This is a genomic window from Enterococcus sp. AZ141 (assembly GCF_051714385.1).
GTDB lineage: Bacteria > Bacillota > Bacilli > Lactobacillales > Enterococcaceae > Enterococcus_D > Enterococcus_D entomosocium.
This window is the reverse complement of sequence record NZ_JBIORT010000001.1, coordinates 1,942,507-1,964,326: the sequence shown is the minus strand read 5'-3', so window position 1 is coordinate 1,964,326 and position 21,820 is coordinate 1,942,507. Positions and strand designations below refer to the sequence as shown.

The window sequence follows — 21,820 nt, the reverse complement described above, 5'->3', positions numbered from 1 at the left end:
TGCGATGGTTTAAATTAAAGTCGTTCGCAACTCTTATAGGTTAGCGAAGTATTCTAAAGTACGTACTAATTGTGCAGTGTATGACATTTCATTGTCGTACCAAGCAACAGTTTTAACTAATTGTTTGTCGCCAACAGTCATAACTTTTGTTTGAGTTGCATCAAATAATGAACCGAAAGTCATACCAACGATATCAGAAGAAACGATTTCGTCTGTGTTGTAACCGTAAGATTCGTTTGAAGCTTCTTTCATTGCTGCATTGATTTCATCAACAGTTACTTCTTTGTCAAGAACAGTAACTAATTCAGTTAATGAACCAGTTGCAACAGGAACACGTTGAGCAGCACCATCTAATTTGCCGTTCAATTCTGGGATTACTAAGCCGATCGCTTTAGCAGCACCAGTTGAGTTAGGCACGATGTTTGCAGCAGCAGCACGGGCACGGCGGAAGTCACCTTTAGGGTGTGGTCCGTCTAGAGTCATTTGGTCACCTGTGTAAGCGTGGATTGTAGTCATTAATCCTTCAATCACACCAAATTTGTCGTTCAATGTTTTCGCCATAGGAGCTAAACAGTTTGTTGTACATGAAGCACCAGAGATAACTGTTTCTTCACCTGTTAAAGTTTCATGGTTTGTGTTGTAAACGATTGTTGGAACATCGTTTCCACCAGGAGCTGAGATAACTACACGTTTTGCACCAGCTGTTAAATGTTTTTCAGCAGCTGCTTTAGAAGTGAAGAATCCAGTACATTCTAACACGATTTCAACACCTAGTTCGCCCCAAGGCAATTCTTCAGGGTTGCGGTTAGCTAAAACTTTGATTTCGTTTCCGTTCACATTGAATGAACCTTCGTGAACTTCAACTGTACCGTTGAAACGTCCTTGTGTTGTATCATATTTTAACAAGTGAGCTAACATTTTAGCGTCTGTTAAGTCATTGATAGCCACAACTTCGATTCCTTCTACTTCTTGGATACGACGAAATGCTAAGCGTCCGATACGTCCAAATCCATTAATACCTACTTTAACTGTCATTTAAGATTTCCTCCTTATGAAAATCATAAAAATATTTATTTTAAAGGGTTGCCCCTTTTAAAATCTCATTTGCGCAAGCTTCATCGGTGATGAGCCAGGTTTGTTTTGGTGCATTTTTCATGTATGCATTGACCGCTTTGGCTTTTGATTGTCCGCCAGCGACCGCAAAAATGATTGGGACTTTTTGTAAATCTTTTAATTGAAGTCCGATTCGAGGAACTTTGTAAACGACCTCGCCTGCTTCGTTAAAGAAATACCCAAAGGATTCTGCAACTGCATTTTTTTGTTTCAACATCAGAATTTCTTGTTCTGACATTTTTCTTCGAGCCGCCATATGCAACGCCCGTCCAATACTATGAATAACACAATTTGCTTGACTTATCAAGTTTAAGACATCAACGATGGCGGGTTCTTTCAAGAGGAACTCGTAGGTGTTCATGCTTAATTGTTCTGGTACAAACAAGGAGCGATAATCGCCATTTGTCTGCATTGCCATCACTGAGCTGACAGAGTTTGCTTGCACGTTGACTGATTCTCCGATACCACCACGGGCTGGAACAAACAAGTTATGACGTTTGGCGGTTTCCAAATTACCCAATTCCTCGGCAACTTTCGCCATTGTCGTCCCTCCCATTACTGCGATGGTGTTTTTGCCTTCTGGCAATAAGAGATCCAACGATTCATTCAGCAACTGGCCAAATTCAGCAATAACTTTCGGTTGTCGATCACCATCGCCGCTCGCAATCAAACAACGTTCGATGCCAAAGGTCTCTGATAATCGTTTCTCGATTTGGTGCATTCCGAACAGCTGATCCATCAGTGCACCAATCTTCGTGTACACTTCTTCTCCGTAGGCGGTCAATTGCATGCCGCTTTTTGAAGAGTCGATCAGTTTCAGCTTTTTAAGGATATCTGTTTCCGTCCTCAACACGCGTTCCGTCATTGATAAACTTTCCGAAAGTGTCCGGCGGCCAACGGGCTGCATCCAATAAATATTTCTTAAGATACGGTAACGTTCCTGGAGTACAGCGAGAATATCCGGGGTGATTGCCTCAATCAATTTTAATTCATCGAGCATTTTATATCCTCCCGTTGGACAATTTTCGTCCTACAATGACTTAAAATGACCCATCGATTGCAAAAAAAATTTAAATCTGTTTCCTACACCAATAATAGTAGCACTTATCGCCTTGATACGCAACTATTTCAGTCACAAAATCTTGCTTTTCATAAAATCGTCATAATTTGAAAAAGAGGAAAGGATCGATAAAAAAAGGAAAGGCTTTGCTGCCTTCCCTACTCATCGTTAATAGTAAGTTTTGCTTTACTCGAATCGTTTCCGCTTGGAAGAACCAGGGATATTCATGGCTTCACGATACTTTGCCACCGTTCGTCTAGAAATATCGATGCCTTGGGCTTTGAGGGCATCTGTCAACTTTTGGTCTGACAATGGTTTGTTTTTATTTTCTTCATCGATCAGTGCTTTTAGCTGCTGTTTGATCGATGCCGTTGTCAGCTCATCACCGCTTTCTTGCGTCGAAACTTTCTGTCCAAAGAATAGTTTTAATTCAAACACCCCAAAGGAGGTCTCCAAGTATTTCCCATTGACTGCCCGGCTGACCGTTGATTCATGAATTCCTAATTCTTCGGCAACTTCTCTTAAAACCAATGGCTTTAATGGTCGATCTGGTTGAGTGAAAAACTCCTTTTGCCGCGCAACGATCTGCACCCCGACACGATAGATGGTATCCCCTCGTTGCAGCAAGGTCTTCTTTAACCACTCGAACTCTTGGGCTTTATTGTCTAAATAACTTAAGACTTCTGGATCACCGCTTTGCTTCAATTGGTCAAAGTACTGCTGCTGAAAGCGAACCTCTGGTAAGGCGCGTTTGTTTGATTTCACGATCGGTTGTCCTTTTTCAACCGTCACTCGCAGGTCAGGAACGATGTAAAGCCCATCGGTCGACCCAAACGCCGCCCCTGGTGTGGGGGTCAATGTTTGAACATAATCAAAGACCTTTTGAATCTCAGTTAATGGAATCTGCAGCGCTTTGCTGATTTTGTCCCACTTGCGCTCTGCCATTTCCGTGAAGAATTCTTCTAAAATGAGATAAGCCATTGGCGGCGCATAGTCATCTCTTTCCGTTTGCAGCATCAAACACTCTCTTAGATCACGAGCACCGACTCCTGCCGGATCCAGTTGCTGGATCAAGGTTAAAGCATCAAGCATTTGGATTGGCGTCCCCCCGACAAGCTTCCCAGCTTCTTCCAAATCAATCGTCAAAAAGCCGTTTAAATCAATGTACTCGACTAAAAATAAAACGATCGTCCGCAAAAAGGTGTCGCGGTAATTTAAATGGACTTGATCAATGAGGTGTTCGAATAAAGACGTGTGCTGATCAGGGATCTGGCTTAAGTAATCCATTATTTGTTCTGACGAGCCGCTGCTCTTGCTTAGTGTGATGGGCGAATCATATTCCCCCAGATCAATCAACGGATTTTCTAATGCCTGGTTATCTATGAAGGACAATAATTCGTCTGCGGAAAATTGCAGCACTTGGATCGATTGCTGTAATTTCTGCGTCATAGCAAGCTTTTGCGTCTGTTTTTGTTGTTGTGAAAATTGCTGTTGAAATTTCATCATTCTACCTCTTGTTTTTTTCACTGAAATTGGTTAAACTAATATTTGTGCTTCGCGCCTTTAGTGTAGTGGATATCACGTAAGATTCCGGTTCTTGAGACGGGGGTTCGATTCCCTCAAGGCGCGTTTTTTCTTTTCGTTACAAGTATACTCGATTCAAATCAATAATTCAAAAGCACTTAGGGACCGCTGATGCGGTTCCTTTTTTATTTGTATCTATGTAAGAAGGCGAACTCGTCCTTCAACGATTAAAAGCTGCTTACAGCCATAAGGCGAAAAAAAGAAGAGGATTACTCCTCTTCTTCCTCTTCATCCGCAAAATCATCTTCATCATCGTCATCGATAATGGTTAGATCTTCCTCAATGCTGTCAGGTAATTCTTCTTCATCATCGGTGCTATTGTCGGCGCCGATTTCTTGCAAGTCTGAATTGTATGCCGAGATTTCTTCATCCTCGTCATCATCATCATCAAAGAGATCATCTTCTTCGTCATCTGACAAATCAGTATCCTCAGGATCATCATCGTTATAATCGATTGCATCTTCATCATCGTTGATAAAGGCATTGACTTTTTTACGTTTGCGACGACGTGGTGTATCTTCATCCTCGTCTTCGATGCCATGGTTGACTTCTTCATCGATCGAATCAATGGCGTACCATGAACGTAAGCCCCAACGATTGTCGCCTAAAGAAATAAAACTACCGTCGATATTCAAGTCTGTATAAAACTGCGCCAATGAATCACGAATCTCGCTGTCTGAAGTTTCAAGATAGTTTTGAATTTGGTTGACCAAATCAGAAAAATCCATCACGTCACCGCGCTGCTCTAAAATCGCATGGGCAACTTCAATCATCGACAATTCGTTTTTATTTACACCTTCAAATACATTAATTTCCAAACGGGACACGTCCTTTCACAGTCTACTCCTAATCATACAAAATTACGTCTCAAATTGCAATTTTTTCTTTCAATTTCCCTTTGATTAAGCGGTAAATTCTAAAGACAGTTTGTATTCGCCGACTTTGTCAGCAGCCATGAACAAGTCATAATCGATATCGATCTTTCCCGAGTATGGACGGTCTTTCAAGCTAACGTGCAAGTGATTGGTGAAGGTGTGGAACATCATCAAGCCATACGGGGTTTGATAACTCGTCTCTAAACGTTCCTTATAAGAAAATTTCAAGCGCATGCGCATTTCCCCTGAGCGAATCAATTGAATCAATCCGTCTGGCATAATTTTCATCGTAACAGGAATGTCGGTGCCGTCTGGCTGGATCTCTTTGTAACGGAGATATAAGGTATCACCGATCTTGACTGCTTGTCCTTGCAGATCAAACAGAAAGTTCTCTGTTTCCCCTGCTTGACGTACATTGGTTGTTAAATGAATCGAGATTGGGATTCCTTTTGATAATTCTTGCATGTACGAGTGCCTCCTTTGAAGATTTCAGTTTCATTCTTGCTTTTTTTCATTCGTTTGTCAATCATTTCAGTTGATTCTCCTTGGTCTATTTCTTCATTGAAAATAAAAAACGAAAACAAAAGCAAGTTTTCATTCTTTTCTCCAAGTAATTTTCCAAGAATCGTATATAATAAGGATAACAGGTATTTTAAAGGAGTTTAACCGATTTGACTATCTATGTAATGGATCAAACCTTACCACGTATCCACAATCCTTATGAGCCGTTTGCCTTCACCGATGTTGCCACCGAAGTTGCTGGCAAAAAGGAACAAGTTTATTGTCATTTTTGGCAGTTGTCCGATACGATGATTTTAGGAATGAAAGATACCCGGCTGCCTTTTTTGACAGATGGTCTGCAGGTTTTGAAAGAAGCTGGCTATGCCTCGATCATCCGCAACTCAGGGGGGCTTGGTGTAATTAATGATGCCGGTATTTTGAATGTCTCCCTCATCTTCCCTAAACATTTGGCTGCCACCACAGATGCAGCCTATGAAATGATGGCGACATTGCTGCAAACCGCCTTTCCTGAGCGGACAATTTTGGCTTATGAAATTGCTGACTCGTATTGCCCAGGCACCTATGACCTGAGTATTGATGGGAAAAAAATTGCTGGTACAGCACAACGACGAATCAAAGACGGCGTGGCTGTCATGATGTATCTGAGTGTCAACGGCGACCAACCAGCCCGCGGCTCTCTCGTTCGTCGTTTTTACCAAGCAGGTTTGAAAGAGCGCTTTGGTACAGATGGCTATCCAGTCGTCAATCCTGCGAGCATGACCACTTTAGAAGCGGCCCTCGGCCGTAAGTTTACCACACACGAGGTGACTGACCGCTTGCAAAAAGCCCTGCTTTCCTTGATCACAGACCAATCCCTATATCCGCTTGAATCACTGGATCAATGGCTGACAGAAAATAACCTTAGCGAACAAATGCAGCAACGCTTAGCTGGCATGGAAAAGCGAAACCAACCAATAAAGGAGTTTAGCGATGAGCCTACCATATAAATATCAAACCTTAGCGATAGAAAAAGTATTTCGTGATCCTGTTCATAACTATGTCCATGTACAGCACCAAGTGATTTTAGATTTGATCAATTCCAAAGAAGTGCAGCGTTTGCGGCGCATCAAACAGCTGGGAACTGCTTCCTTTACCTTTCACGGAGCAGAACATAGCCGCTTTTCTCACTCCTTGGGCGTTTATGAAATCAGCCGTCGCATTTGCGATATTTTCCAACGCAATTATTCCCTTGAAAAAGTCGGACCAAACGGCTGGGATGATAAAGAGCGTTTAGTGACCTTGTGTGCAGCATTGCTTCATGATGTGGGCCACGGACCATACTCCCACACCTTTGAGCACATTTTCCATACAGACCATGAAGCCATCACAGTGGCGATCATTACTTCTCCTGAAACGGAAGTTCATCAGATATTGAACCGAGTGGAAGCTGGATTTCCTGAGAAAGTCGCAAGTGTTATCACTAAAACTTATCCAAATCCTCAAGTCGTTCAAATGATTTCTAGTCAAATCGATGCTGATCGGATGGACTACTTGCTGCGCGATGCTTATTTTACCGGCACTGAATACGGCACGTTTGATCTGACCCGAATTTTACGAGTGATTCGTCCGTACGAAGGCGGTATTGCTTTTTCTATGAATGGCATGCACGCTGTGGAGGACTACATCGTCAGTCGTTACCAGATGTATGTGCAAGTTTATTTCCATGCGAGTTCTCGAGGGATGGAAGTGATCTTAGCCCATTTGCTGGATCGAGCTGCAGAACTGTATCAAGTGGATTCAGAATTGTTTCAAGGCCATTCGCAGCTGCTTCTCCCATTTTTAAAACAAGAATTCACCTTAGATGAATACTTGAAACTCGACGATGGCGTTCTGAATACCTACTTTACCCAATGGACGGAAGAAAATGATCCGATCCTCAGCGATTTGGCCAAGCGGTTCTTAAATCGTAAACCGTTGAAATCCGCCCGCTTTGACGATGAGACGCAGTTGCCGATGATTGAAGAAATGCAGGGACTGGTGGAAAAAGTCGGCTTCAATCCCCGCTATTATACTGCCATCAATTCAAGCTTCGATCTGCCTTATGATTTTTATCGGCCGACTTCAGGCAAACATCGGACACAAATCGAATTACAGGAAAAAGATGGTTCCCTTGTGGAATTATCCCAAGCCAGTCAGCTAGTTGCAGCTTTAGCGGGACAAACCCAAGGTGACCAACGCTTTTATTTTCCAAAAGAAATGATTGACCCCAACATCCAAAATCACTATGATTTATTTGGAGAGACGTATCAAGAGTTTGCCAAGCACATTCGCAATGGTGCTTTGATCAAACCAAGCCACTAGGAGGAACTTATGAGTATCAAATTGATCGCCATCGATATCGATGGTACCCTGTTGAACAACGACCGCAAGATCACCCCAGCCGCTTACAAGGCATTGAAAGACGCTGAAAAGCAAGGTGTACGCATCGTTTTGTGTACGGGACGCCCTTTAACTGGTGTCCAAGATTTATTAAAGGAACTAGACTTATTTACGGACAATGATTTCGTTATTACTTATAATGGCTCTTTGGTTCAAAAAACCAAAAACCAAGAGATCATCTCTGAATTCGGCTTGTCCCAAGATGACTATCTCTTTGTTGAGATGACTGCGAGAAAATTAGGGGTTCATCTTCATGTAGAAACCGAAGATACCATGTATACCGCTAACCGCGATATCAGTCCTTATACGATTTATGAAGCCTTCTTAGTCAACATGCCATTGAAATATCGGACACCAGAAGAAATGACTGCTGACTTGAATATCATCAAAATGATGATGATCGATGATCCCGAAAAACTTAATCAGATCATCCCACAATTGCCGAGCAGTTTGACGGACAATTACAATGTGGTCAAAAGTGCTCCTTACTTCTTGGAAGTTCTAAATAAACAAGCCCATAAAGGGGCTGCTGTCAAAAAATTGGCGGAGCACTTAGGCATCAAACAAGAAGAAGTCATGGCGATCGGCGATAACGAAAATGATTTAACCATGGTGGAATACGCTGGTATCGGTGTGGCGATGGCCAATGCCACTGAAAACGTGAAAAATGCCGCAGATGTCCTAACTGCATCAAACGAAGAAGATGGTGTGGCAGAAGTAATCAACAAGTATGTTTTAGCAAATAACTAAGTGTAAAAGGCAGGTTTCCTTTTTATCGGAAGCCTGCCTTTTTTATTTTGCCAACCATTGTTCAACTGCCCATTTATGGCTGCCGCGTTTCAATCGCTGAATCGCTTCTTCTGGCGTATGCCATGACAACTGATTGTTTTCTTCTGTCGGTTCACAGACTTTTTTCCATTTGGTCATTAAATAGAAATAGCCGGGATGATGGTAAAATGTATCGCGATGGCGTGAATAGAAGTATTCAACTGCCTCCCCTAAATAGGCAGCGATCTCCCCTTCAAATCCAAGTTCTTCTATTAATTCTCGCTGGATCGCTTCTTCTTTGGTCTCATTTGGTTCAATTTCACCGCCTGGTAAAAAATAGGCGCCATTGGGTGCTTGTACCAAGATCACTTCATTTTTTTCATTTGGAAGAACGACATACGCGCCATATCTTGATTTGTATGGTTTCCCCGCTTCTTTTTCCCCGAACACAATTTCCTTTTCTGGCATGATTCCCTCCACCAACACTTTCTTTCCATTTTACCCTATGCCAATAGTCTGGACAAGCTGGAAATAACGCTCTGTTGTCTTTTATTCGTTATAAAATGATAAAATATGTTATCATACAACTATCAAGATCGAAAGGATGATTTACCCATGAAAATGGCTCACACTTGTGTCCGCGTCAAAGACTTAACGGCTTCTCTAGATTTTTATCAAACTGCCTTTGGTTTTGAAGAATCTCGCCGTCGTGATTTTCCTGAACATCAATTTACTTTGGTTTACTTAACATTGCCTGGAGATGACTACGAGCTAGAGTTGACATATAACTATGACCATCCTGGCTATGAGTTAGGCGACGGCTATGGCCACATCGCCATCAGTACCGATGATCTAGAAGCGCTTCATGAGAAGCACCAAGCTGCCGGATTTGACGTCACTGACTTGAAAGGACTACCAGGGACTTCTCCATCTTACTATTTTGTGAAAGATCCTGATGGTTATAAAATCGAAGTTATTCGCGAAAAATAAAGCGAAGATGCTCGAAAAAAGGACCTCGTGTCCTTTTTTCTTTTCGTTCCATTTACTTATAGAAAGGTTTGATCAAATGAAACCCATTATCGGCATCGCTGCTAATGAACGGCCAATGATTGAAGAAGCAGAACATTGGTTGTCCTATACACCCAAAAATTTTGTCACCCATATCCAACAAGCCCAAGGCATTCCCCTAATATTACCAATGGGTGTCGTGGAAGATGCTGCGACTTACATCAGCAAAATCGATAAACTCTTGTTAGCCGGTGGTCATGATGTCTCCCCTGATCATTATGGCGAAGATCCTCATCCTTTGATTCAAGGCATTCATCCTGATCGTGATGTCTTTGAATTGGCATTGATCAAAGAAGCAGTGGCTCAAAACAAACCCATCTTTGGAATCTGCCGCGGCATGCAGTTACTAAATGTCGCATTTGGTGGGAGTTTGTACCAAGATCTCTCTTTGATCGATCACCCAACGATCAAACACGTGCAATTACCAACGTTCTTTCAATTCCCTACACATCGGGTGGAAATCAAGGCAGACAGTCGTTTGGCTGCTCTTTTAGGCACAACCTATCAAGTCAATTCTTTTCATCACCAAGCAGTCAAAACAGTTGCAGATGATTTCAATGTGACCGCCACCGCTCCTGATGGTGTTGTTGAAGCCATTGAATCCACCGCCTATGGCGCACCGATCTTAGGCATTCAGTGGCATCCTGAGCTAGCCGCTCACAAGCTGCCTTCTGAGCAATCGATCTTCGACTTTTTTGTGCAGGAATTCTAAAGGCCTGCACCTTGTTTTCTAGATGCTAGCCAATAAAAAACGCCCGATCACAAAAAGGATCGGGCGTTTTGTTTATTTCTCATTTTTCATTAACACCAGTGATTGTTTCAACGTTGCCAAGATGCCATTGTCGTTATAGATCAAGACATTTGATTTGTACATTTTTGCAGAAACCAGCATCAGGACGATCGTGGTAACAGCAAGGATCCCTACTGAAATCAACGCTCCGCCAATCCCCACTGTATCATTAGCAAGCCGTACTGGCATAATATACGAGGACAAGAATGGGATATAAGAAGTTACTCGTAAAACAACGTTATGCGGATCCATACCGCCTAGTACGATTCCTAGCATATACCCGCCCAACGAAAGATACGTCACTGGAATAATGGCTTTCGCCGTATCTTCTGCTTTGTTCACTAACGACCCGCAAAGGGCTGACAAGACAGAATAGATCAAGATTCCTAAGAAGACGAAAACGATCGCAAACACGAGGAAAGGACCAAAAATGCCATCTGATGAAAAACTTGCCAATAAGTCTTTTACCATGGAGTTGTCCTTGATCCAGAAATAACTCCCGCCAAAAATCGCAACATACGCAACTAGCTGGGTCGCTGCAACCATGATCACCCCAGTTAATTTGGCGTAGTAATGGGTTTGTGCTCGCGTACTAGACAAAATGACTTCCATAATGCGCGTTCCTTTTTCAGAAGCAATTTCTTGCGCAATGATTTGTGCGTAAGTGATGATAAAGAAAAAGAGAACGATTGTTGCGATGGTACTAACTGCTGCTTGCATCGCGGTATTATCTTCTCCATAGGTCATTTCGCCACCTTCACTGAAGGAAACTTTTTGCCGGTCAAGTGGTGCAACTTCACTAAGAACTGCCACTTGCTCAGCAGTCAAACCAAGCTCGCTAGCTCGAAAGGATGACTGCAAGCCCGTCAATAATTGTTGGATCGTCAGCTCTAAAGCTTGCCCCATCGAGGACTCGCTTAATAATTCCCCTTGCAGCGTATCCCCTGAAGCAGTAATAACTAACAAGGCATCAGCATCTTTGTCAGCCAACTGTTGTTGTCCTTGTTCTTCGCTTTCCACAACTTCAAATTCATAATCATCGCTACTTTGCTCCACAAAGGTCTGCGCAATGGCTGGTTCATTCGCATAAACGACAATTTTATCCACACTGCTCATACCATCGGCAAAGTAACTAATCAGATAAAATCCGCCCATTGCAATGAATGGAACCAATATCATAATCAAAAACGAAATTGATTTGATATTTTTCTTATAAACATCTAATGCGATTACCCAAAACTTATTCATTTGTTTTTCCTGCCTTCCGCTTAAAGATTTCTTCTAACGTTGGCGGTTGTTGATTGAACATAGGGATATAACCATCCGCCGTCGCTAAATCAAATAAGGTTTTTCCTACTGCAGGATCAGCGATCGTAATATCATAGCTGCCGTCTTCTCTGGCAATGACTTCCTCAACACCTGCCACTGCCAAAAGCTGTTCTTTCGTCAAATTAGACTCCAAATAAACTTTCGTTCGTCCAAAGGATTCACGAATTTCATGGACCTTTCCGTTTAAGACAGTTTGACCATCCCTTAGCATAATCAAGTGGTCACAGATTTTTTCTACGTTATCCATATTATGACTGGAGAAGATGACACAAGAGCCATTTTTTTTCAGTTCAATGATCCCGTTTTTCAACAGTTCCGCGTTGACTGGATCTAAGCCACTAAACGGTTCATCTAGAATCACTAATTTTGGTTCATGGATCAACGTTGAAATTAGCTGAACTTTTTGCTGATTTCCTTTTGATAAAGATTTGACTTTATCAGTTTTCTTGCCTTTGACTTTAAACTTGTCCATCCAATAGTCGATTTTGGGTACGATGTCTTCTTTCTTTTTGCCACGTAAACGCGCGAAGTAGATCAATTGATCTTCAATCGTGACTTTTGGATACAAGCCGCGTTCTTCTGGCAGATAGCCAATAAGATTGTATTCTTTTTCACTAATTTTGTGACCATCCCATAATACTTCTCCTTGATCGGCTTTCAAAAAATCCAAGATCAATCGGAATGTCGTCGTTTTTCCTGCTCCGTTTTGACCAATTAATCCCATAATCTGACCATCATTGATGGTAAAAGACAATTGATCGACTGCTGTATAATCCCCAAATGTTTTTACTAGCTGTTTTGCTTCTAACACATGCTCACCTTCCCTGTCTAATAAAATATGTCACTAAAGAAAAAACCGATAATGGCACCAACGATTGCTCCTGCAACCATCAAGATGATAGAGTCGCGGATCACCCGTTGGCGTTTCGCCAGTTTCTCTGGTTCATTGTAATAACTTGCTCGATTTTTGTATAAAAATTTCATCAAAATCGTGGTCAATCCTACCCCTATCGGAATAAATACTAGCCCAGTAATCAATCCTAGCCCAAAGGACCAAAAGGGATTTGTACGAATATTGAAATAACGAATGGAAAAATAAATCACTGCTAAAATTGCTAAACTGACCACTGAAAACAGAATCGATTTTTTCATCAAATAGCGCGTCTCATTATCGATTCGTTCTTGATAGCTTTCTTGATCGCTGAAAATCGCTGGTGTATCCGGAGATGCTTTAAAATAAAAATACCGATCTTTATAATTGCTGATATAGGTCCAGCCCCCAGCTTGATACATCGCTAGGTAATCAACGATCTCAGAAGGATCTCCTTCGAAAAAGTCCACTGCATATTTGGTCGTTTCCGATTTTCCTTTGATAAACTTCAAAAACCCTAACCGATTCATCTTCACAAAATGCCAGCCCATTGACGCTTGTTTTTGTAAACGAACCATTTCCTTTTCCGGATAATAGGCGACTCCAAGAGAAAGAAGATATTTCTTATTGATGCCCATCTTGTTCCCCTCCTAACGCTTCGAAGACCTGTTCTCCGATTTGATAAAATAGTTTGCGTCGCTGAATATCTTTCTCCAGAACCTGTCTTCCTTCTGGTGTAATCTGATAGATTTTTTTTCGATCGACGCTTTCTTCTAAATCGATCCACCCCTTTTTCGTCAGCTTTTTCAAAATCGTATACATCGTCGCGGGGCCAATCTCAAATGTTCCTTGGCTTAGCTCATGGATTTGTTTCATAATGACATACCCATGTTTTGGCTTTAAAAGCGCTAATAAAATCAAATAGGTTGAATCTGTCAATGCCTCATCCATTTGATTCCTCCATCCCACTAACTATATCACTTAATGATATATTATCGAATGATATAGCCAGCGTCAATCTTTTTTTTCTGATCTGCTAACATTGCTGGAGAATGACTGCTTTCTTAATGTTCATTCTCACTTTTCTCGTTAGCAATTGAGTGAACCCCAACAGCAGTGCATGGAACAAAGAGTAGAAGTTAGAAACGTCAAAGGCATTCTTCAAAGACTTTGTCCCCAAAATAAAAAAAGCAATAGCCTCTTTCGGCTATTGCTTCAAAAACACTTCTTCTATTACATATGTTCCGCAACTAAAGCTTTCAATTGATCTTTTGTATGCACCCCAATTGCTTTATCAACGACTTGTCCGTCTTTTTTCAACAACAAAGTAGGAATAGACATGATCCCGAATGAAGCAGGTGTTTCAGGATTTTCATCCACATCCATTTTCACGATCTTCAATTCGTCTTCCTCATATTCATTCGCTAATTGTTCCAAGATCGGTGCTTGCATACGACAAGGGCCACACCAAGTTGCCCAAAAATCAATAAGGACTAAGCCTTTATCGGTTTCTTCTGAAAAATTTTTATCGGTAATTTCTTTTGCCATCGTACTTCCCCTCCATTTTTAAAACTAAAAAAAGTATACCACGTATCGGAAGTTTTTTAAAATCGTCTGCTTACAAAAGGTAAGGGTTCTTAAAGGTTAGTTAAACTTCACAATGGTCGCCCCATTGCCCCCTTGATTTGCTGGCGCAAATTCAAAACTTTTCACCGAGCGATGATTTTTTAGGTAGTCAGTGATCCCTTGACGCAATGCGCCGGTTCCTTTTCCGTGGACGATTGTCACTTGCGGATAGCCTGCCAAAATCGCTGCATCTAAATACTGATCCACTTCATTGAGGGCTTCTTCGTACCGCTTGCCGCGTAAATCCAACTGATTGACCACTGGACTGCTGTCAGCAGAACGAATCGTATTGACGATACGCTGTGTAGGCTCCTTCACTGGCGCTGCTGGTTGGAGATCTGTTTCTGGCAAATTCATTTTCAAAATACCGATTTGGACTTGCCATTGATTTTTGCCTGCTTTTTTCAATAAGACCCCGCGCTGCCCATAAGATGTTACAAGCACTTCGTCTCCTTCTTTCAGCGTCTTGGCTGCTTTGGCTTTTTGCAGAACTTTGTTTTTTTGCAGATGTTCTTCTTGCTGCAGTCCTGATAGCTTGGTGCGCGCATCGATCAGTTCGTGTTCTTTGACCTTCGTTTGACCGCCAGCTAACTGCATTTTACGAATATCGGCAATGATTTTTTCAGATTCCTCTTTGGCTTCTTCTACGATTTGATTGGCTTTTTGACGGGCTTTTGCCAATTCTTTTTCGCGTTCTTCAAAGAAATAACTGTAAGCTGCTTCCAATTCTTGGTGCAAGCGGGCTGCTTCTTTTACATGATGACGAACTTCCAGATACTCGGTTTCCGTCATTTTTCTTCGATTTTCTAAATCAGCGATCATTTCATTCAGGTCTTGGCTTTCTCCGTCCATGATCTCTTTGGCTTGATCAATGATCGTCTCTGGCAAGCCAAGTCTTTTCGAAATCTCAAACGCATTGCTTCGTCCCGGAACCCCGATCAACAAGCGATAGGTCGGACTTAAGGTATCGACATCAAACTCCATAGAGGCGTTGATCGTATTGGATCGGTTATAGCCATAAACTTTCAATTCTGGATAATGGGTCGTCGCCATGACATAAGCCGACTTAGCCCCAAGTTCGTCCAAAATCGCAATTGCTAGTGCTGCCCCTTCTTGGGGATCGGTCCCAGCACCTAGTTCATCAAAAAGCACCAGACTTGTTTCGTCGACTTTTTTCAACACATCAACGATCGTTGTCATATGTGAAGAAAAGGTCGATAGACTTTGCTCAATGGATTGTTCATCACCAATGTCCGCAAAAATTTCATTGAAGATCCCCATTTGGCTTTCTTCTTCTGCCAAGATTGGTAAGCCGGCTTGGCCCATGATCTGCAATAGCCCTAATGTTTTTAAGGTGATGGTTTTCCCGCCGGTATTCGGCCCAGTAATGACAACAGCTTGATAGTCTTTTCCAATCGTAATATCGTTAGGAACGACTTTTTCTTGATCGATCAATGGATGACGTGCTTGTTTAAAAAAGACATGGTTATCTTGATTGATCGCTGGTACGATTGCCTTCATCTCTTTCCCAAAACGAGCCTTGGCATTCATGAAATCCATGATTCCGATCACATATGCATTATGGAGGATCTCTCTTTGGTACGGAGCTAACTCTGCTGATAATTCCGCCAAAATACGAGTGATTTCGTCCCGTTCCGCAATTTGATGCTGACGCAAGCGGTTATTTTGTTCCACTACTTGTTTCGGTTCGATAAACAAGGTTTGACCAGATGAACTTTGGTCGTGAACCACGCCGCCGAAAACACCTCGGTATTCTTGTTTGACTGGAATCACATAACGCTCATTTCGCATGGTTACGATCGTATCACTTAGATACTTTGCATTGCCACCTCGGACGATGCCATCCAATGTCTCACGGATCGTCCGTTCTGCTCGTCGGATCGATTGACGAATTCCCCGAAGTGCTGGAGAGGCATCGTCTGTGACTCGGCCATCCTCATCGATAGCTTCTTTCAAGCGACGATTCAAGGTTGGTAAAGAAACCAACTGTTCTTCCCAGTGATACAAGCGGGAAAATTCAATCTCACTTTCAGACAAATCAGCAAAAAAGCGTTTCAATTCCTGCGTAGTTGATAAGACGCGGGCAACTTGTGCCAATTCAACGCCGTTTAAATCTGCGCCGATTTCGATCCGTTTCATTTGGGGACGAATATTCTCAATTTTTGGTACAGGGATTCCGCCTCTTAAACGCTGGATCTTGATCGCGTCTTCTGTTTCTGCTAGCCAAGAGGAAATGACTTGCGCATCACTTGATGGCACAAGCTTTGCTAAGGCTTCTTTTCCTTGGGCTGTTACGATATACTGACCGATTTGACTCTTTACTTGTTCAAATCCTAAAACATCAAGGATCTTAGTATTCATTCTTTTCTCACCTGCTTTGTTTTAACTTTTTGTTCCTAAGAAAAAGGCAGAATGGCTCTGCAACCATCTGCCTGCTTTTTACCCAATCACATCTGTGATCCACAATCGATAGAAATAATCTGAGAGAATCGGTGACCGATCAACGATGAAATTCGCAGTTCCGCTCGTTTCAAACAGATTTTGAATCGTGGCAAACGGGATCATTGAGAGAATCATAAAAAACATATATAAATTGATATACATCAAGATGACATTCAAAACACCCGCAACTGCCCAGTCATAGCCACCTAAAAAACGTAGGCGTTTGTAACGCAAACTGTCTGCAAAAATCACTAATAGTTTTGTGATCAGCCAACCAGCAAAGAGTACCATCACAAAAGCGATAGCCGCATAATAGGCTTTGTCTAAATCTAAAGCCAGTTCCATATCGTAGTATTTTAACTTTGAATCCGCCGTTACTGACATATAAGGAACATAGAGCTCAATTTTTTTCGCAATTTCTTGGTAATTCGCAACTGCAAAGAAAAAAGAGATCAAATAGCCCAAAACTGAGACCAATTGTAAACTGGTTCCGCGCCGCGCGCCGCCGTAAAAGGCTGCCAACAACAAAACCAAGACAAATAATCCAATCATTTAGGAATCCTTTCTACGCCGCACTACCCATGGGCTGTCTTTTCTTGAATTTTTCGTTTCCTTTGTTCATTTAAGATCTGTTGTGCTTCCACATGATTATGGATCTCCACATCACTGCGACCTGTCTCATCGAGAACTTTCCGTGCTTCGGATTCGATTGCTTCGATCCGCTTGATGCGATTCTCAAGCTCCGTTGCTTTAATGGCTTGTCCCCGCAACTCGTCCACTTTTTTTTGTAAGACCAAAAGCTGTTCTTGTTTTTTCAGCTGGTCGGAAACAGCGTTGATCGCTAATAAGATCGACGCTTGTTCTTGATCGGTTTGTGGCGATAATTGCATGATCTCAAGCAGTTGGTCATTGACCAATCTTGTCACCATATCCATGTGTTCTTTGCTTTCGCGTCCAATAATCGTGTAACTTTGATTCGCGATAACTGCTTTATAGCGTTTCTTTTGCTCCGTCATAGGAATATTTCCTCCCATTGCTTACATTCTGCTCTATTCTATCACTTATTGAACATGTGTCGCAAACTCTTAACTATTATACGTGATTTTCTTATGAATTTCCATGCCAATCGTTTGTTTGCTGATCGTCTTAGTAAAAAAGAATAAGAAGTATGGTAAAATCTTAAAGTATCCTTTTGTCTACCTAAGAAAAGACAAAAAAACAGGAGGAATCAAATGAGTACGATCGTTATCAAAGTACCAACTTCAACTATCAAAAAGATGCAGCAATTTTACCAACGAGAACTGCTGGCTAAGAAAGTTCCTTATACAGCGTTTGTCGCCAAAAAAGGGCCAACGACGATCACTGCTTATACGTCTGGAAAAGTCATGTTTCAAGGAGCGACTGCTGAAAAAGAAGCTTCCTTATGGGGCGATACGGCAAGTGCTGTACCGGATAAGAAAAAAGCGACTGTTTCAACCACTGCGTTGCCAGCAGGATTTAGCGAAAAAAGCGTCGTCGGCAGTGACGAGGTCGGCAACGGCAGTTATTTCGGTCCTTTGGTGGTCTGTGCCGTCTATGCCAAAAAAGAGCAATTGCCACAGCTGAAAGCCTTAGGTGTCAAGGACTCAAAAATGCTGACAGATCCAGAGATCCGTAAGATGGCGCCGAAAATCAAAGAATTGGTTCCTTACCAATTGCTCACTGTTACACCCAGCAAATACAACGAGATCCAACCAAAATACAACACGGTCCGAATGAAAGTTGCTTTGCATAATCAAGCCATTCGTTTGCTTTTGCAAAAGATTGCTCCTGAGACACCAGATGCCATTTTGATCGATCAGTTCACAAGCGAAAAAAATTATCGCACTTATTTAAAATCGGAACAAGCAGCGGTTACCGAAAAGCTCTATTTTGCGACGAAAGGTGAACAATATCATCTAGCAGTAGCGGCAGCCTCTATTTTATGTCGTACAGTCTTTTTGGATGAATTAGAGGCAGCCTCCAAAGAAGTCGGTATGCGCTTGCCTTCTGGCGCCCACGCAGCTGCTGACCAAGTTGCCGCAAAATTACTGCAGCAAGGTGGCATAGCACTATTGGGCAAATATGCCAAACTGCATTTTGCGAATACCGAAAAAGCACAGAAACTCGCTAAACTGTGAGTTCTCGTATTTTCAAAAAAACTGCCATTGCTTCTGATAAAGGAAGCAGCGGCAGTTTTTGTCCTCAGTACCAGTTAAATGCTGCGAATCAAAGCCCTAAGCCCGCTGCTTCGATTCCCATCGTGATCAACCCAGCCAAATAGTTTTCTGAAAACCGATCTGAAAAGTGTAACTTTGGTAAGACGCCATAATGAAACACTGCTGCCAGCTGCTTTTCCAAAAAAGAGCGCGGCACAAGCGCCTGCCACTCAGAGGGCAAAAACAAAATGACTTGATGCGGGTCCGTGACTGCCACGATCGCTTGAAGAGTGGCAGTCACTTGCTCTTGGATCGCCTCTGTTGCCAAAGGGTAAGAAACTTTGTAAAGATGCGGCAAATGCTTGATTTCGCCACTTAAATGGTTGGCTCCTTTAAAGAGCTGTTGGTCGATGACCAGTCCCGCACCTGGTGGATAATTTTTTGGAAAATAAATGCCAGCCACGATTTTTTTCTCTTCTTTGAAATGGAATACCGCTGCATTCACGTCATTCTCAATAAGCGTTTTTACCGCGATCTCCTTTTCAATCAATTCCCCTAGCGCCATGTCCTTAAATGCTGGAGCATCCATGATCTTCAGTCTTCCAGCAATTTCCACACCAGGAATTCCCACGACTGCCAAGCTGATTTTCGGGTATTCCTGTTTTATCTGACGAATCACTTGCAAGAACTGCGGCAATCGGCCCTCTGCTGACTGCTCATGATGCAAAATGTTCCCGACGAGATCGACGACTGAAAAACGAATCACGATCTGCTGGTCTTCTTCGATAAACTGAATGATCAACAACAGTGTCCGTTGCGCATTGTACTGGTAAGCCGCAGCTTGACGTCCTCCCGTTCGTTGCGGTTGATCCGTCGTCAAAAGCAACTGCTTTTCTATCAATTCAGGAAGCAGCTTGTTGATCGTTACCACGCTTAATTGAGAGGCATCTGCCAGTTGGCGCTTGGTCATAGGCGCTTGCTGCTGTTTTAGCAAATCCAGCAATACTGCCTGATTATGTAATTTAATGGTCGTTGGCTGATAAGCTTTCATTTTTCTCCCCCTCAACGCTCCTATTTTAACAGATAAAAAGCTGGGAATATACCTTTATAAATTTTGTTAACAAAGGTATAATAGAAGCAACTTATTAAACAAAGTTTACTAAGTTCAAAAAAAAACGATCTATGTTGCTTATTAAAGGAGTTGTCGATAATGAAAATTGAACACATCGCACTATATGTCAATGATTTAGAAAAAATGAGAACATTTTATGAAACCTACTTTCAGGCGGTCAGCAACCAAAAATATCATAATCCGAAAACAGGCTTTCAGTCCTATTTTTTGACCTTTGATTCTGGAAGTCGGTTAGAATTAACGACCAAGAAATTTTTAAGCCCTCGTGTCAGTGAGAGCTTAGGCTACACTCACCTTGCGATTGCAGTAGGTGATCAAGCTGACGTTGATCGATACGCTCAACGGTTTGTTGAAGATGGCTACCCTCTTTTAAATGGTCCTCGTACGACAGGCGATGGCTATTATGAAGCAGTTGTCCAAGACCCCGAAGGCAATTTGATTGAATTAACCACCGACGATTTACCGTCTTAGAAAGGATTTTGCAATGAAAGAAGATTTTGATTATCAAGCGATGTTGGCTGGTCAACTGTATCAAGCTGCCGGTATTCTCCCTGAGAATGGCTCAGTGGAGGGGAAAAAACGTGCCCAGGAAATCAACCTTTTACCAGTCGATGACCGAGAAGGAATCATCGCCAAAGAAAAAGCACTCTTTGGCAAATTTGGGCAGCATTGCTTTATCCAACCACCCCTTTTTGTCGACTATGGTCGCCATGTTGAGATTGGTGATCACTTTTATGCCAATATGGATTGCATTTTTTTAGATGTCAATAAGATTCTGATTGGTGATCATGTGATGGTGGGACCACGGGTCAGCTTCTATACAGCCGGCCATCCGATCGATTCTGTGATCCGCAGTCAAGATTTGGAATTTGGCCTACCGATCACCGTCGAAGATTACGTTTGGATCGGGGGCAACAGTACGATTTTACCAGGTGTCACGATCGGCAAACATGCCATCGTCGCTGCTGGTTCCGTCGTCACAAAAGATGTGCCGCCGAATACGATCGTCGGTGGCAATCCAGCCCGTCTTATCCGTGAGATTCAGCCGACTGACAAAGAGCATTGGGAAACGGCCGCCCAGCTTTATCATCAAAAACGAGCAGACTGGCAGAAGCAGCAAAAATAACGAAACAAAAGGAGACGCCATGATTTTTACAGACTATCACGTTCATAGTGATTACAGCGATGATTCTTGGTATTTGATGGAAGATGTAGTCAAAGACGCTATTAGACTAGGCTTAGCCGAAATCTGCTTTACCGATCATGTGGATTATGGGGTCAAAGAAGACTGGCAAGCCACGGATACGTACCTCGTTGGAGCCAATAAAGTCGTAAAAAATGTCTACTACGACTTGTATTTTAACGAACTGGCACGCTTAAAGGAAACATACAGTGACCAAATCAAGCTAAAAACTGGGCTGGAATTTGGGATGCAAATGCACACGATCCCACAATTTACCCGTCTTTATCATTCGCATCCCTTTGACTTCATTTTACTTTCCGTTCATCAGGTAGACGATCAAGAATTTTGGACCGGAGAATTTCAAAAAGGACGCAGCCAACAGGAATGCTACGAGCGCTATTATGATGAAATGTATCAGCTGGTCACGACATATAAAGAGTATTCCGTCTTAGCCCATATGGATTTGATTCGTCGTTATTTAGATAAAGAGAAGGACGCTTTTGAACAAACGAAAGAACAAATCGCAGAGATCTTGAAAGTCGTGATCAAAGATGGCAAAGGCATCGAACTGAATACCTCTTCCCACCGTTACGGAATCAATGGGTATACGCCATCGATCGAGATCCTCAAGCTTTATCGTGACTTGGGGGGAAGCGTGCTAACCATCGGCAGCGACAGTCATAAACCAGAGCAGCTCGGGTTTCAAATCAAAGAGGGACAAGATCTTTTACGATCATTAGGATTTACTGAACTCTGTGCGTTTGAACAGATGCAGCCGATTTTTCATCGTTTTGCTTAACCTGCACAAAAGCTCCGTCTTTTGCAAAAATCATCCCCTCGT

24 protein-coding genes and 1 tRNA gene are annotated in these 21,820 nt (G+C 42.4%); 10 read left to right on the top strand and 15 right to left on the bottom strand.

The window, feature by feature from the left end:
* Positions 1 to 33: 33 nt before the first annotated feature.
* The 3 genes from gap to rpoN all read right to left on the bottom strand — a co-directional run bounded on the left by gap (position 34) and on the right by rpoN (position 3,679).
* A complete protein-coding gene (gene gap, locus IGI89_RS09195; RefSeq protein WP_420694341.1) occupies positions 34 to 1,035 on the bottom strand; it encodes a type I glyceraldehyde-3-phosphate dehydrogenase in 1,002 nt (333 codons plus the stop codon).
* A gap of 40 nt (positions 1,036 to 1,075) precedes the next feature.
* Positions 1,076 to 2,113: a sugar-binding transcriptional regulator gene (locus IGI89_RS09190; protein ID WP_005228675.1), complete on the bottom strand. Its 1,038-nt coding sequence runs from the start codon at positions 2,111 to 2,113 to the stop codon at positions 1,076 to 1,078.
* Positions 2,114 to 2,359: 246 nt separating this feature from the next.
* Positions 2,360 to 3,679: an RNA polymerase factor sigma-54 gene (gene rpoN / locus IGI89_RS09185; RefSeq protein ID WP_438735564.1), complete on the bottom strand. Its 1,320-nt coding sequence runs from the start codon at positions 3,677 to 3,679 to the stop codon at positions 2,360 to 2,362.
* A 51-nt stretch (positions 3,680 to 3,730) separates the two neighbouring features.
* Here rpoN and IGI89_RS09180 point away from each other — a divergent pair.
* Positions 3,731 to 3,802, top strand: a tRNA-Arg gene (locus tag IGI89_RS09180).
* A gap of 164 nt (positions 3,803 to 3,966) precedes the next feature.
* Here IGI89_RS09180 and rpoE read toward each other — a convergent pair.
* Positions 3,967 to 4,575, bottom strand: coding sequence for a DNA-directed RNA polymerase subunit delta (gene rpoE, locus IGI89_RS09175; protein ID WP_005234347.1), 609 nt, complete (start codon positions 4,573 to 4,575; stop codon positions 3,967 to 3,969).
* A gap of 84 nt (positions 4,576 to 4,659) precedes the next feature.
* Positions 4,660 to 5,097 carry a DUF1934 domain-containing protein gene (locus tag IGI89_RS09170; protein ID WP_005234346.1) on the bottom strand — a complete coding sequence of 146 codons (438 nt, stop codon included), beginning with the start codon at positions 5,095 to 5,097 and terminating at the stop codon, positions 4,660 to 4,662.
* A gap of 221 nt (positions 5,098 to 5,318) precedes the next feature.
* On the opposite strand from IGI89_RS09170, the gene IGI89_RS09165 reads away from it, so the two are divergent.
* Genes IGI89_RS09165 through yidA form a run of 3 tightly spaced genes read left to right on the top strand, consistent with a single transcriptional unit; the run spans position 5,319 to position 8,322 of the window.
* Positions 5,319 to 6,140: a biotin/lipoate A/B protein ligase family protein gene (locus tag IGI89_RS09165; protein WP_399550368.1), complete on the top strand. Its 822-nt coding sequence runs from the start codon at positions 5,319 to 5,321 to the stop codon at positions 6,138 to 6,140.
* Positions 6,124 to 7,494 (top strand): HD domain-containing protein, encoded by a 1,371-nt coding sequence (locus IGI89_RS09160; RefSeq protein WP_008380856.1) that lies wholly within the window; start codon positions 6,124 to 6,126, stop codon positions 7,492 to 7,494. The genes IGI89_RS09165 and IGI89_RS09160 overlap by 17 nt, the downstream gene beginning before the upstream one ends.
* Positions 7,495 to 7,503: 9 nt before the next feature.
* On the top strand, positions 7,504 to 8,322 hold the full coding sequence (yidA, locus tag IGI89_RS09155) for a sugar-phosphatase (RefSeq protein WP_438735563.1): 819 nt from the start codon (positions 7,504 to 7,506) through the stop codon (positions 8,320 to 8,322).
* A gap of 42 nt (positions 8,323 to 8,364) precedes the next feature.
* Here yidA and IGI89_RS09150 read toward each other — a convergent pair whose 3' ends face one another.
* A complete protein-coding gene (locus IGI89_RS09150) occupies positions 8,365 to 8,808 on the bottom strand; it encodes an NUDIX hydrolase (RefSeq protein WP_008380853.1) in 444 nt (147 codons plus the stop codon).
* Between the two features lie 147 nt (positions 8,809 to 8,955).
* On the opposite strand from IGI89_RS09150, the gene gloA reads away from it, so the two are divergent.
* Positions 8,956 to 9,330 carry a lactoylglutathione lyase gene (gloA, locus tag IGI89_RS09145; RefSeq protein ID WP_005234340.1) on the top strand — a complete coding sequence of 125 codons (375 nt, stop codon included), beginning with the start codon at positions 8,956 to 8,958 and terminating at the stop codon, positions 9,328 to 9,330.
* Positions 9,331 to 9,406: 76 nt separating this feature from the next.
* Positions 9,407 to 10,120 (top strand): gamma-glutamyl-gamma-aminobutyrate hydrolase family protein, encoded by a 714-nt coding sequence (locus IGI89_RS09140; protein ID WP_008380852.1) that lies wholly within the window; start codon positions 9,407 to 9,409, stop codon positions 10,118 to 10,120.
* A gap of 72 nt (positions 10,121 to 10,192) precedes the next feature.
* On the opposite strand, the gene IGI89_RS09135 is transcribed toward IGI89_RS09140, so the two are convergent.
* From IGI89_RS09135 to zapA, 8 genes are all read right to left on the bottom strand, one after another.
* The gene (locus IGI89_RS09135; RefSeq protein WP_008380850.1) at positions 10,193 to 11,446 is read right to left on the bottom strand and encodes an ABC transporter permease; all 1,254 of its coding nucleotides are present in this window, start codon (positions 11,444 to 11,446) and stop codon (positions 10,193 to 10,195) included.
* Positions 11,439 to 12,338, bottom strand: a complete 900-nt coding sequence (locus IGI89_RS09130; protein WP_005234329.1) for an ABC transporter ATP-binding protein — start codon at positions 12,336 to 12,338, stop codon at positions 11,439 to 11,441. Before IGI89_RS09130 ends, IGI89_RS09135 begins: the two co-directional genes overlap by 8 nt.
* A gap of 17 nt (positions 12,339 to 12,355) precedes the next feature.
* Positions 12,356 to 13,036: a DUF2812 domain-containing protein gene (locus tag IGI89_RS09125; protein WP_005234326.1), complete on the bottom strand. Its 681-nt coding sequence runs from the start codon at positions 13,034 to 13,036 to the stop codon at positions 12,356 to 12,358.
* Positions 13,023 to 13,349: a PadR family transcriptional regulator gene (locus IGI89_RS09120; RefSeq protein WP_005234324.1), complete on the bottom strand. Its 327-nt coding sequence runs from the start codon at positions 13,347 to 13,349 to the stop codon at positions 13,023 to 13,025. Before IGI89_RS09120 ends, IGI89_RS09125 begins: the two co-directional genes overlap by 14 nt.
* Before the next feature lie 282 nt (positions 13,350 to 13,631).
* Complete coding sequence (trxA, locus tag IGI89_RS09115) at positions 13,632 to 13,946, bottom strand: thioredoxin (protein WP_438735562.1); 315 nt, start codon at positions 13,944 to 13,946, stop codon at positions 13,632 to 13,634.
* Positions 13,947 to 14,042: 96 nt separating this feature from the next.
* A complete protein-coding gene (locus IGI89_RS09110) occupies positions 14,043 to 16,406 on the bottom strand; it encodes an endonuclease MutS2 (protein WP_016612651.1) in 2,364 nt (787 codons plus the stop codon).
* 78 nt (positions 16,407 to 16,484) lie between these two features.
* Positions 16,485 to 17,039, bottom strand: coding sequence for a CvpA family protein (locus tag IGI89_RS09105; protein ID WP_005234314.1), 555 nt, complete (start codon positions 17,037 to 17,039; stop codon positions 16,485 to 16,487).
* Positions 17,040 to 17,062: 23 nt separating this feature from the next.
* Positions 17,063 to 17,503: a cell division protein ZapA gene (gene zapA / locus IGI89_RS09100; protein WP_005228634.1), complete on the bottom strand. Its 441-nt coding sequence runs from the start codon at positions 17,501 to 17,503 to the stop codon at positions 17,063 to 17,065.
* A gap of 216 nt (positions 17,504 to 17,719) precedes the next feature.
* On the opposite strand from zapA, the gene rnhC reads away from it, so the two are divergent.
* A complete protein-coding gene (rnhC, locus tag IGI89_RS09095; protein WP_005234312.1) occupies positions 17,720 to 18,646 on the top strand; it encodes a ribonuclease HIII in 927 nt (308 codons plus the stop codon).
* A gap of 88 nt (positions 18,647 to 18,734) precedes the next feature.
* On the opposite strand, the gene IGI89_RS09090 is transcribed toward rnhC, so the two are convergent.
* Positions 18,735 to 19,715, bottom strand: a complete 981-nt coding sequence (locus IGI89_RS09090; RefSeq protein WP_086297807.1) for an ROK family protein — start codon at positions 19,713 to 19,715, stop codon at positions 18,735 to 18,737.
* 159 nt (positions 19,716 to 19,874) lie between these two features.
* Between IGI89_RS09090 and IGI89_RS09085 the strand changes: the two genes are divergently transcribed.
* From IGI89_RS09085 to IGI89_RS09075, 3 genes are read left to right on the top strand one after another with little or no spacing between them, the layout of a single operon-like run.
* Entirely contained in the window at positions 19,875 to 20,267 is a 393-nt protein-coding gene (locus IGI89_RS09085) for a VOC family protein (RefSeq protein WP_008380837.1), read from the top strand.
* A gap of 13 nt (positions 20,268 to 20,280) precedes the next feature.
* Positions 20,281 to 20,922 carry a sugar O-acetyltransferase gene (locus tag IGI89_RS09080; RefSeq protein ID WP_086297810.1) on the top strand — a complete coding sequence of 214 codons (642 nt, stop codon included), beginning with the start codon at positions 20,281 to 20,283 and terminating at the stop codon, positions 20,920 to 20,922.
* A gap of 19 nt (positions 20,923 to 20,941) precedes the next feature.
* Positions 20,942 to 21,778: a histidinol-phosphatase HisJ family protein gene (locus IGI89_RS09075; RefSeq protein WP_086297813.1), complete on the top strand. Its 837-nt coding sequence runs from the start codon at positions 20,942 to 20,944 to the stop codon at positions 21,776 to 21,778.
* The last annotated feature ends 42 nt before the right edge of the window (positions 21,779 to 21,820 follow it).